Here is a 10967-nt window from a genome sequence, read left to right as displayed (position 1 = left end):
TTCTAATTTGATTGCAGCAGAATACGTTGCACGTTTTAATTTCGTCATTTTTTCACCCAAATTTGTATGCTTATTAGCATAACATTTCTTTCTTAATGGGTGGCCAAATTAACTATGCCACTACAATTTTGCTCTGGCTAGAGTTCAAATAGAGGAACCCTTTACAAAAGACGTTTGGCAACTGCTAAGCAGCCGCGTATATGTTGAACATGAAGCCACTTGCCGCTCAGTTTTACTCAGAGCATTGATTCATCTCGGCTCTATATCTTCCTATCATTGGGTAAAAATTGAAAAACTTTTACCAGAGTTACTGAAGAATGCAGAACCGGAAATACTAAATGAGATATCAAATATAGTCGCGTTTGACACAGCAGATCTGCCTGATGTTGTATTTTTTCTGTTAGTGAAGGAATTAGAAAATATCTCCGCTGGAGATATAGGAACCATAAATAATTTAGAGCATTTGCTAGTAAACCTGTTAGAAAGTAGACGAACAACTACTGCTGTAAGGTTGTTAGAGTCGTTTGTAATCAGTGGAGTGGCACTTACCTCATTAAATTACTTTTCAGATGAGTTATTCGACAAATATCCAGATCTTTACAGTCATATTCTCACGAAGTGGCTTTTAAGTGGGGATTCATCACTTTGTCATGCTGTCTTTGACTTGCTCAATCATAGTTCTGACTATGGCATCAACCTAACCGCAGATAGCACATTGCTAACCAATGAGCTGGAGGAGATGTTTGTTGTTCATAGAGCCATAGGTTGGCTATTCACTCTGCCGATAGCTTCCGCGAGCTTCATACTGTCAGTTTATGAGAGCGCTGCACCTGCTACTCGTGAAGAAATAGAGCAGAACCTTTACGATCCCTTGCTACTCAGTTATCCAGGAAAGCTAAAGGAGTTCTTTCGTTCTCTGATTGATAACGAAATTCAAAAACCCCTACTAGAGCGCCTTCTTAAAAGATTTCACGACTATAGTGCTGACCTCAATAGACTATCTGGACTAAAAGAATTGTCGGCTCCAAGAGAAAATGTCGATAGTTATTGGAAGCGGTTTAGTAAAGATGTAGCTGAAGCTCATGAGCAAGCATCGAAGTCTTCTTTATTTCTTCAACTTTTCAACACCGAGAAAGTACTATATGGCAACAGTTCGATTTTCTACGTCAAACGAGGTGATGGGAATGAACTGAGGCAAGAAGTAAACATGCATTCTTCTTCACATTCTTCGGAACTACCAACACTAAATGTTTTAGATCCTGAGCGTTTGGACTACAAGTTGAGATTTTATCGTCACAGGAGTAAGAAATAATGAAGTTGATATTTAAACAATACTTAGCTTCATTGAAAGAGCGGCAAGAACTAGATGCTGTTTTACCTGACCTATTAAGTAGTATGGGCATGAACGTCTTTATCTCACCTACTCGCGGAGTGAAGGAGTATGGTGTTGATATAGCAGCAGTAGGCCAGTTAAAGGATCAAGAAGAAAAGATATACTTGTTTTCTGTTAAGTCAGGAAATCTTACTAGAGAAACTTGGAACGGAAATGCAGATCAGGCCCTCAGACCATCCTTGGATGAGATTCAAGACTCTTTCATTCTTAGTCGAATTCCCCCAGAGCACAGGAGTAAAAAAATTGTTATCTGCTTATGCTTTGGTGGTGATATAAATTCTGGGATTAGACAGGAAGTCTCAGGCTACGAGAAGCGCAATACAACTGAGGATGTTAGTTTTGAAGAATGGAATGGCGATAAGCTATCAGAGTATATTCAAAACTTTTTGCTAAAAGAGGAGCTGCTACCCAGCTCAAGCCAAGCGCGACTGAGAAAATCCCTAGCTTTACTTGAAGAACCAAATAGCGCTAGCAATCATTTTTTCAAATTAATTGATGAAATACTTGCTGAGACACCCAATGCCGATTCAGTTGCATCGTCAATAACGCGAGTTAATGTTTGTTTATGGATATTGTTTTCATGGTGCCGAGAAAGTGAGAATTTAGAAGCTGCATATCTTTCAGCGGAAAGAGCACTTTTGTCAGCATGGGACAGCGTTAAAAACGATTACACAGGAAAAAACAAACCTTCAAAATCATTCCTTAGCATTCTAGATACATATCACCAAATCACCGATTGCTATGTAGATAGCTGCCTGATACCAAACGTTAATCTAAAGTACGGCCTATCCCATGCAGTGAATTCACCATGTGCTATCGATGTCAATCTAAAACTATTTGACGTACTGGGACGACTAGCTGTTAAAGGGCATTGGGTATTGGACTCGCTAGAACGAAGTTACCTTGAATCTCCGCCGACTAATGGGAATAGTGAAGACCAGGAAGCATTGATTCAGCGCTTAAACCTTGTAAAAAACACAATAAAGCTACTGGTGAAAAACAATCCATTGCTTTTGTCTCCTTATAAGGACTCGCAGGCTATAGAAATTGCATTAGCGATAACCTTGTTAGCTAGCGACTCTCAAGCGGATGAATTTGTTCGAAGTTGGCTTGTCGAAGTTGTTGAAAGCTGTATATTTGCTTTTGAAAGTAATGGTATGTATCCAGTAGTCCACAATACATACGAGCAACTGCTAGAGCACAGGCATAAAGATAAAAAAGACAGTGGTTATAAAAACAAAGCGACTCAGGCTAGCATTTTATACCCTGTATTAGCTGTCTTTAGCTCGTTATACGAGGTCGAATCTATTAGCCAGAAACTGGAAGAGTTTGCAACAGAACATCTTTCACATAGTACTTTACAGTACTGGTATCCAAACGAGTTCAGTGAAGAAGTCATGTATTCTAACTCCGATACTCACGGCTCTGCTACGACACGCTTTCCAATGAATAAAGACTTAATAATAAAGCACATAGTAGAGGAATGCGTTAACTCCGACGCATTTCGAAGAATGTCGGCCGTTATACAAGATAAGGCCCCTTTAGTGCTAACTGCCTGTAGGATTTACCGTTACCCTGTTCCATTTCACTATATCGAAGATTGGTTGAAAATTTGTGAGTAGCAAAGCCGCGCTCTGGGGGACAAAAATTTCTCAAAGCCAGTAGCTTTCTGAATAAGCACAGCAATAAAAGTGATAAAAATCAATAATGAATCACTAATCCACTTGCGTTGTGTTTTTATTTGAACATAGTTTCACTAATTATCTAGTTCTCTCGACAGTATCACAACGACTTTAATAAGAGCATCTCGCTCTTCTGACTGTTTTACCAGTCGCTCTTCTAGCTTTCTCATAATGAACCGATCTTTGCAGCCAGTCTTCACTACCTTCTCGGTTTTAAGCCAACGATAAAGAGTACTTTTCGCTATTGAACAGTCTCTAGCAACATCTGAAACAGAATGGCCGTTGATTGTGCATGTACCGGCCCATTCCGATCACCCATTTCGGTTCAATCCGATCGCCTATTTCGGCGTTATCCGATCAAAAATGACGTTTTTCCGAAATCACTGATCGGAATACCGAAATCTTCTTCTTTTTCTCACTAAATCAATTGGTAAGTTCAACTTCATCACTTTATTGAAGGAACGAGCAGCCATGGCGAGAAAGAGAACCGATATGAGAAAAATTAAAGACGTCCTGCGTCTCAAATTCGAAGTAGGATTAAGCCATCGAGACATCGGCCAATGCTTGAGTCTCGGCCCTTCAACCGTGAGTGAAATTCTCTCACGCTTTAAATCCAGTGAGCTATCGTGGCCGTTGCCGGAAGCGGTAAACGATAAAACGCTCGAAGCGCAGTTGTATAGCACTGGCCCAGCTCAGCGCCAGAAACGGCTGCCTGATTTTATGCTTATGCAGCAAGAGTTGAAGCGCAAAGGCATGACGAAGCTGTTACTGTGGGAAGAATATTGCGGCGAAGATAGTGCATCAGCTTATGGGTACACGCAGTTCTGCGAGCATTATCAGCGGTGGCTTAAAAAGCAGAAGCGCAGTATGCGTCAGCATCACATCGCGGGCGACAAGTTGTTTATTGACTACTGCGGGCCGACAGTACCTATCGTTAATCCTGATACAGGCGAAGTGCGTTATCATGCACAAATCTTCGTGGCGACCTTAGGCGCAACGAACTACACGTATGTTGAAGCGGGTCGTTCTCAACGTGAGGAAGACTGGATAATGGCGCACGTAAGAACGTTCCGCTACCTTGGCGGTGTCCCCCGTTTGCTTGTGCCGGATAACCTGAAGTCAGCCGTTACCAAAGCTCACCGTTACGCGCCCACGATGAATGAAAACTACGCCAAAATGGCGCGGCATTACGGCTGCGCTATCGTTCCGGCAAGACCTTACAAACCGAAGGATAAAGCCAAAGCTGAAAATGCGGTATTGATTGTTGAACGCTGGATACTAATGCGATTGCGACGGGAGTGCTTTTACACCTTAGCGGGCCTCAACGCACGTATCAAAGTATTAATGGAAGAGTTAAATAATCGGCCGCAGCGCTTACATCCAGGCTCTCGCCGAGAGCAGTTTGAACTGCTCGATAAACCTGCGCTAATGCCATTGCCTGGCACCACGTATGAGTACATCGACAGTAAACGAGCCAAGGTGGGGCCTGATTATCATGTGTTGTACCAAAAGCACGCTTACTCTGTACCGCACACCTTAGTAGGCAACACGGTGACCATTGAGGCAAGTGGCAGCGTGGTAAGCATCTATCATCACAACCAACTGGTGACACAGCACGCTAAATCAGCAAAAGACGGTGGCTTCTCTACTCAAAAAGAACACATGCCGGACAGCCACGTAAAACAGCGCTTCAGTGCTGAACGCTTACTGCACTGGGCTGAGAATATTGGTGTGGGTACGCGCGGTGTGGTGCAGTGGCACATCCATAGCCGTAAACATCCTGAGCAAGCGATTAAAAGCTGCCTTGCCATTTTAAACCTCACTAAACAGCATGGTGCCGCGCGGCTTGAAGCCGCTTGCCAAAAGGCGTTACTGCTAAAACGCCCGCACAGAAGCGTAGTAATGAACTTACTCAAACATCATCAAGAAAGTGTACCAAGCACGGCGGTCGAGCAAGATGAACAACCTGTTACCCACCACAACATCCGCGGCCAACATTACTATCAATAGGACAACTCATGACACAATCTCAACTACAAGAGCAACTGCGTAGCTTACGGCTTGGGCACTTCGCTCAAGCGTTACTGCAACAACAAAGCCAAGCGACAACCTTTGATGAGATGAGCTTCGAAGAACGCTTAGGATTACTGGCACAACACGAAATTCACTGTCGGCAAGACAGCAAAGTGAAGCGATTACTGCGCCAAGCAACCTTGCGCTTAGAGGCTCACGCCAGCCGATTGGAATACCGCGCAGAGCGCGGTCTACGCAAAGATAAAGTCGCCACACTGTTGGGCGGCCAATACTTACATCACGCCCATAACATTATCGTTACTGGTGCAACAGGGTGCGGTAAAACATACTTCGCTTGCGCATTAGCCAGGCAAGCCTGTGAGCAGCATCATACAGTGCGATATTACCGACTTGGGCAACTTCTTGATGAGCTGAATATCGGTCACGCCGATGGCAGTTATCGACAACAGCTTGCCCAACTCGCTAAGAAAAAACTGCTCATCCTGGATGACTGGGGAATGGAAAAACTAAATGCACGACAGGCCAATGACTTACTCGATGTAATGGAAGAGCGCTATCAAAACACCAGCACTATCATAGCGAGCCAACTACCTGTTACCGAGTGGTACAAACTCATCAGCAATCCCACTGTAGCAGATGCATTACTCGACCGTTTACTGCACAACAGTCATCGAATTGAACTGGCTGGCGAATCGATGAGAAAACTAGACCAATCCGATCACTTAAGGTAAAACTGGCAATGACGAAAAAGAAGAAGAAAAAGTGATCGGATAAAACCGAAACGACCGATCGGATTCACCGAAATACGCAGATTGTCAGCTTGCTCAGCACAGACTTTTTAAAGTCAGAGGAATAAGGCATAAAATAATACACGAATTGACACTTAGTTTTCCTAAGTATACATGATAGATTCAAACTTAGAGAATCTAAGTATTGGTTTGCTAATTATGAAACACTATTGGAATTCAAAAGTCCGCTCCCGTTACGTCTTAAAGAGGCGAGAAACAAAGCCAAAATATCTCAGGTGGAGCTGGGGATCAGAATTGGGTTGGAACCTAGCTCTGCGAGCGGGCGCATGAACCACTATGAAAAAGGCAGACACACTCCCGATTTACAGACATTATCAAGAATAGCATCTCAACTTGACGTCCCACTTAATTACTTTTTCTGTGAAACTGAGGAGTTAGCTGAGATTAACTTACTACTACACAGACTATCAGAAAATAAGATGAATTCGATTTTAACTTGGATTAAATCCCAGGGTTACCTTGATGATGATTTTTGAAGAAAGAAATCTCGATTCTCACCCAGCATCTTAAAAATTATAATACAATAAATGATCAGAGTGTTTCTAAAAAATCTCCAAAATCGAAAGTATTAAAAGTTAAAAAGGATATCTCGTAACCTGTTTAATATCCCTGCTTTTTGTACCGCACTATTTGAATCTATGTACTCATTCATTTGATGAACTATTTCTTCATCGTTTACAAATTCTTCATCAACATCAAATTCATGAAAGAAGCGATTGAGCTTACAAACACCGATTGTAAATGCTCCTTTAGCGGACTTATCGATATATACGCGTCCTTTTTTCAAAATATGTTCATCATAATCATCAAATAATGGATGGACTATTTTAAAAGCACGAGAAGATCTTGGGTATCGAATCACGTTACTGGCAAATGTATCAGTGACTCCGTTAATGACCTCCTGATTTCTTTTTATTTCATTGCAATCAGCGCAAATTACACAAAGGTTTTTAGGTTCAAACATAAAACGGGCATATAATGACTTGGGGGCTATGTGCTCGACATGTGCGTTATTTGCGGACCTTAAAGACACATTTTCTTTGCAGTAAGCACAAACTCCATACTGTTCATTCCTATAGAATCTTCTAATTCTACTTCGTATTGGCTGTAGATCTTCTCCTCCCCAATCACAATGAGAGAAGCTATCTGACTGAATTTTATCTTCGATAGTTAAATTTTCATCTTCCGTGAAAACAATTATATTATTGATGAGAGGCATAGTGGTTTACTATCTCCTCAACCGACTCAACCAATTCGTATGTTGGGTCATCACGATCTATTTCTTCACGCAATGAAACCAATTTTTTCATTTCTTGGATCTCTTTTAAACCCACTGTTTTAGTCTTCTTTAACTTGGATAACAAAGAAAATGCCAATCTAGTTACATATTCATTCCTTGAACCTGGAGCATCAAAAATCTCCGCCAATTGAAAGTCAGATGACCTTTCGTAGAAATAGGACGATGGAAAAATTTCATTATTCGATAAAGATGTAACAAAACAGTTATTTCCATCCAACTGAGATACTATCTGAGGTGAGTGTGTAGCAATAAAGAACTGACATTTGCGAAACTGAGAAAATGTTTTAATTAATAAGGGCATGAAATCTTCCTGCCACTTCGGATGCAGACTAATCTCAGGCTCATCAATAAATATAAGTGAAGAGTCATTAATATGCCCCGCTATACCTAGTATCATAACAAGCATACACTGCTCTCCCGAACTGGCACGTCGCAAAGACATATCGCCATACTCAACCTTATGAAGCTTCATGTCCATGAGGCGAATCAAGTCATAATTTAACAATATTTTAAAACTTTCTAAAATTTCAAAATTATGGAATTTCTCATTATTTACACTAAATTCATTACCATGTGAAAAATCAATATCAACTGACAAGCTTTTACCATCAATAAAATGATAATGAAGGTTTTCAACGGCAGCTCTTATCCTTCTCGCTTCAGACTCATTTATTTCTTTCAAAATATCAATAACTTTTGCGCTAAGCCTTATATTAAAATCCATTAGCCAATCAAAATCGGTCTGGTTATTCTCAAAGCTACTAAGTTGTATATTTCTAGTGCTTGCTGTTGAATTGAATATAGACTTAAATATGAGCCGAACCCGCGGGGTAAATCCCAACGTGTGGAAGACGTCGTTTAGCCTGTCGTAGCTGTCGTTTTTTAAAAACCTTTCCAAGACTCCCTCTGTCGCAGAGGATATTAATGAAATTGACGATATACTATTCATACCGCCTGATCTCATTCCAACATATCTATAATTGGTCTTTATAACGTATTCTTTGGTTCGACTCTTTGGCGGCAACATGAACTTATCAAACGGACTTGTAGATACAGCAATGATTCGCCCTCCACCTATATCGTTTGAATCAAATTCAATTAGGCTTTCATTTTGAGACAACCGTTCGGTTACCACATAATCACGAACCATGTTAGATAGTAAACGACTCTTACCTACACCGTTCTTTCCCACGATAACTGTATAAGTATTCTCACTGTAATTGCTTTCATGCGGAATGGTAAGTGGGACCCTCCTATGCTCATGCTGAAATGTCGTTATTGGAAAGTTATCCCTCGAAAATTTCTTCATCCCTTTACCTTATGCCGCTTATAGCTTCACATAAAATTATTATTAACTAAATAATGTTAACGCGGACGTACAACATAATTGATGGCATACTAGTTTTCTATAAAAATGTACTAAGAATTTATAACACAATGCCAATCAATACTTAATCACCCTCGTAGGATATAAGTATTCCATATTTTGATTTTTCAGGAGAAAACCTATTAACCTTTAACAAGTTGATTTTCGGATTCTCAAATGAATACTTTGCGTAGGAATTTATTAAAAGCTACTGTCTGTAAGTATTCTTTCAGTTACTCTTCTGAAGTCTTGCCCCAACGCTATACGTATATTTATATCATCTCCCAATTGCTCTAACTCTTGAGATACTGAATACAGCTTTGATTTAGAATCATTGCTCAAAGTAGCTTTTTTGGGGGCCCAGACACTCACCTCTAAATATTTAAAATCCGCCATCCCCAATTTATTTAAAGAATTAAGTTCTGTTGCCTGTCTAATTATTCTATTAGATTGTAATGAGAAGGTAGAGCTATCAGGATCTAGAGCGCCAAAATTAAACGCTACATTGTTACCAACATACCCGATGTTCGCTCCTTTAGCGCCTTTTCTAAATTTAAATTCACGATTGAAGTTATTTGAGAGCGACTTTCTTCTACTGAGTGTCTCTTCTCTGATTTTATTAGCCCAAATCTTCGCCTGAGATTCAGTTCTATTTTTTACTACTATTTCTTCACCATTCACATAAAGCGCTGAAAATACTGAGCAATTTTTCCTAATTTGATAGATTATTGAATCGAGGTTTTTATCAAAAGTCTCTACTGGTTTCCCAATATAGACCCCTTTTATATTTGGAGTAAAATTTTCAAATTTATTTGTCGAAATTAAATGATTCCGAAAACTCACCAAGACCATATCAGCTATTGAATGCAAGTCACTACCCTTACTACCAAAAACTTTATTCAATGCATCTAAAGGTAGTGTATTTACAACTTTTATTGTTCCATCGATAGTCCTAAAGGCTAACCCGATAGTAATACGTTCACCAGAGAAAGTAATAGGCTCAAGATATATGGGTACCCAAAGAGCTGAAAAATCATTTGAAAAATCTGGCAACCTATACCCTAAAGGAGTTGAGGTATTCCCAATTTTTGACATAATAGCTTTACCGAATAATCAATTCTTTCGTGAAGGAACTTTGCGATTTCCTTGACATTAACATCACTGTCGATCATTTTATAAAAATCGCTAGAATCTAAAGTGTCTAAGTCTACATTGTGAGCCTTACTCATTAATGCAGTCGCCTTTTTCTTCATTTCATATTTTTCATTAAGCTCTTTTTGGTGTGCGATGCTCTCGTATAGAGCATTATGCGTTTCTACCTTCGTATCATGAAGAGCCCAGTTTGGCATATAATTCCCTGTAAGTGCACTGCCATGATCTATAAGCCAGAAATCACTGTCTGCAGGTGAAAAAAGGTAGTTACACATGGTTCTGTCAGGATTTGCTATCCACTCATCGAACGCTATAACGAGATCTAAATGTTCCCATGCATCGAATAGTTCGTTTGCTTTATCATTATCAGCAATAACTAGTCGCTCAAAACTCATAACATCAGGGTCAGGACTTCCGCTGGCAAAAGCTAATATTTCGCCTCGATTCGCAAACATCGACTCCCTCTTCACCTCTTCAGGTAAATTGTCAGTGTTAACATACACTAGATAACAGTCTGGAACATTTAAACCTAATGCCTTTCCTACTTGCGCACAAGCTAACTCTGCAATTGTCTGGCGATAATTTTTAGTCAACTTGACATAAGCGTTGACCGAGCGCGGTTCCGCTCTCAGTGCAACTTTCCAAGTTTCAGCTTGTGATCCAGAATTCTCTCTGCCAAAGTATGTTGAAACAACGGTATATGGAACATTTTTCAATTTGATTTTTTTTGTCATCTAATTATGAACTCCATATTCTTATAACGCCTTTTAGTGAACGCTTTGCAGCTTAAACCATGTCGCACAAGAACTCAGATTTTTAAATACTATATCATATCAGAAGCTTACTCTATTTTTTGCTGTGCATTCCTCAGAATTTCTGGTGTGTTTCTGAAAAGTGTTCATAATTCATTTACCAAAATTTGACGATGCCTGTGTGCGATGGACGCTACGAGCCTATATACCATTTTTAAGAGGTTTATTACGGATACTTCTAGGTAATTGTAAGAGAAAAGAATAAACAGGTAGGGCCTTCGAACCCCCCCAATTTCTATCCTATCTAGTTGTTCTATAGCCGACACAGAGCTACAGTTCGACGTTTAAGTTATTAAACCAGATTTGACACATAGTCGTTCGTGAGTGGTCCCTTGAAAAATTTGACTAGAATTTAATAGCCATTCATCCATTCCAGCTATATTAGATTGGAGCTTGATTAATAAGTGTTAAATGATATT

General features: G+C 40.0%; 9 protein-coding genes. 5 read left to right on the top strand and 4 right to left on the bottom strand.

All coding sequences use genetic code 11. The annotated features are described in order from the left end of the window. Nucleotides 1–244 precede the first annotated feature (244 nt). The 5 genes from GTH32_RS17070 to GTH32_RS17050 all read left to right on the top strand — a co-directional run bounded on the left by GTH32_RS17070 (nt 245) and on the right by GTH32_RS17050 (nt 6394). A complete protein-coding gene (locus tag GTH32_RS17070; protein ID WP_163088021.1) occupies nt 245–1312 on the top strand; it encodes a hypothetical protein in 1068 nt (355 codons plus the stop codon). Then, complete coding sequence (locus tag GTH32_RS17065) at nt 1312–3015, top strand: hypothetical protein (RefSeq protein ID WP_163088019.1); 1704 nt, start codon at nt 1312–1314, stop codon at nt 3013–3015. The genes GTH32_RS17070 and GTH32_RS17065 overlap by 1 nt, the downstream gene beginning before the upstream one ends. 531 nt (nt 3016–3546) lie before the next feature. Beyond that, nucleotides 3547–5085 (top strand): IS21 family transposase, encoded by a 1539-nt coding sequence (istA, locus tag GTH32_RS17060; RefSeq protein WP_246223305.1) that lies wholly within the window; start codon nt 3547–3549, stop codon nt 5083–5085. An 8-nt stretch (nt 5086–5093) separates the two neighbouring features. Next, nucleotides 5094–5840, top strand: coding sequence for an IS21-like element helper ATPase IstB (gene istB / locus GTH32_RS17055; RefSeq protein WP_163088017.1), 747 nt, complete (start codon nt 5094–5096; stop codon nt 5838–5840). A gap of 227 nt (nt 5841–6067) precedes the next feature. Next, nucleotides 6068–6394 carry a helix-turn-helix domain-containing protein gene (locus tag GTH32_RS17050; protein WP_163088015.1) on the top strand — a complete coding sequence of 109 codons (327 nt, stop codon included), beginning with the start codon at nt 6068–6070 and terminating at the stop codon, nt 6392–6394. Nucleotides 6395–6486: 92 nt separating this feature from the next. On the opposite strand, the gene GTH32_RS17045 is transcribed toward GTH32_RS17050, so the two are convergent. The 4 genes from GTH32_RS17045 to GTH32_RS17030 form a co-directional block, all read right to left on the bottom strand. Further along, entirely contained in the window at nt 6487–7137 is a 651-nt protein-coding gene (locus tag GTH32_RS17045; RefSeq protein ID WP_163088013.1) for an HNH endonuclease, read from the bottom strand. Next, nucleotides 7121–8527, bottom strand: a complete 1407-nt coding sequence (locus tag GTH32_RS17040) for an AAA family ATPase (protein ID WP_163088011.1) — start codon at nt 8525–8527, stop codon at nt 7121–7123. The genes GTH32_RS17045 and GTH32_RS17040 overlap by 17 nt, the downstream gene beginning before the upstream one ends. A 258-nt stretch (nt 8528–8785) precedes the next feature. Beyond that, complete coding sequence (locus tag GTH32_RS17035; RefSeq protein ID WP_163088009.1) at nt 8786–9679, bottom strand: hypothetical protein; 894 nt, start codon at nt 9677–9679, stop codon at nt 8786–8788. After that, nucleotides 9646–10470 carry a HipA family kinase gene (locus GTH32_RS17030; RefSeq protein WP_163088007.1) on the bottom strand — a complete coding sequence of 275 codons (825 nt, stop codon included), beginning with the start codon at nt 10468–10470 and terminating at the stop codon, nt 9646–9648. The genes GTH32_RS17035 and GTH32_RS17030 overlap by 34 nt, the downstream gene beginning before the upstream one ends. Nucleotides 10471–10967: the final 497 nt, after the last annotated feature.

The organism is Alteromonas profundi, assembly GCF_010500865.1.
GTDB classification, from domain to species: Bacteria; Pseudomonadota; Gammaproteobacteria; order Enterobacterales; family Alteromonadaceae; genus Alteromonas; species Alteromonas profundi.
Note: the sequence above shows the minus strand (reverse complement) of the source record. Positions and strands in the feature narration are given on the sequence as shown.

What these genes read in the sequence shown, in the direction of transcription:
- GTH32_RS17030 (WP_163088007.1), bottom strand. Translation starts at nt 10,470, where the DNA reads ATGACAAAAAAAATCAAATTGAAAAATGTTCCATATACCGTTGTTTCA.
- istB (WP_163088017.1), top strand. Translation starts at nt 5,094, where the DNA reads ATGACACAATCTCAACTACAAGAGCAACTGCGTAGCTTACGGCTTGGG.
- istA (WP_246223305.1), top strand. Translation starts at nt 3,547, where the DNA reads ATGGCGAGAAAGAGAACCGATATGAGAAAAATTAAAGACGTCCTGCGT.
- GTH32_RS17035 (WP_163088009.1), bottom strand. Translation starts at nt 9,679, where the DNA reads ATGTCAAAAATTGGGAATACCTCAACTCCTTTAGGGTATAGGTTGCCA.
- GTH32_RS17040 (WP_163088011.1), bottom strand. Translation starts at nt 8,527, where the DNA reads ATGAAGAAATTTTCGAGGGATAACTTTCCAATAACGACATTTCAGCAT.
- GTH32_RS17045 (WP_163088013.1), bottom strand. Translation starts at nt 7,137, where the DNA reads ATGCCTCTCATCAATAATATAATTGTTTTCACGGAAGATGAAAATTTA.
- GTH32_RS17065 (WP_163088019.1), top strand. Translation starts at nt 1,312, where the DNA reads ATGAAGTTGATATTTAAACAATACTTAGCTTCATTGAAAGAGCGGCAA.